Genomic DNA, 464 nt, shown 5'->3' with positions numbered 1-464 from the left:
GGGGAGCCGCATCTGGTGCTGCGCGGCAATATCGACAAGGCGCCGGTCAGGACGCCCGCCAAGGGTGAGACCGGATCGATCGAGGTGGAAATCGCCACGGCGGCACGGCGGCTGACCAAGCCGCTGACCCGCAAGCGGTCGGATGCCAGCCTGCGGGCGCGGGCCGGAACGGATGCCTTCCGGCAATATGCCAGCCTCGCCGACAAGGTCGAGACGCCCTGGGGCCGCAATGTCCGATCCGGCAGCACCAGCGCCCCGGCGGATGTGCCTGCGGGTGCGCCGAAGGGGGCCGACCGATGACGCCGCTCCTCCGTCTGCCCGATGCCCGGTCCCGCCTGCGCCACTGGCTGGGCGGCGTGGCCGGTCGGCCGATGCGGCCCGGCGAACATGATTGCTGCCTGTTCGGCGCGGGGGCCATCGCCGCGCAGACCGGGGTCGATCTCGCAGCGCCGTTCCGGGGCCGC

1 protein-coding gene and 1 pseudogene are annotated in these 464 nt (G+C 73.3%); both read left to right on the top strand.

Annotated elements, in window-relative coordinates; genetic code table 11:
* A pseudogene (locus tag IE126_RS11165) lies at positions 1-300 on the top strand (hypothetical protein); the annotation flags it as partial.
* A partial coding sequence (locus tag IE126_RS26385; protein WP_407646026.1) for a DUF6950 family protein occupies positions 297-464 on the top strand: 168 nt, incomplete at its 3' end. The pseudogene IE126_RS11165 and the gene IE126_RS26385, both read left to right, overlap by 4 nt.

Origin of the sequence: Gemmobacter nanjingensis (assembly GCF_014652195.1) — a bacterium.
GTDB lineage: Bacteria > Pseudomonadota > Alphaproteobacteria > Rhodobacterales > Rhodobacteraceae > Gemmobacter > Gemmobacter caeni.
Note: the sequence above shows the minus strand (reverse complement) of the source record. Positions and strands in the feature narration are given on the sequence as shown.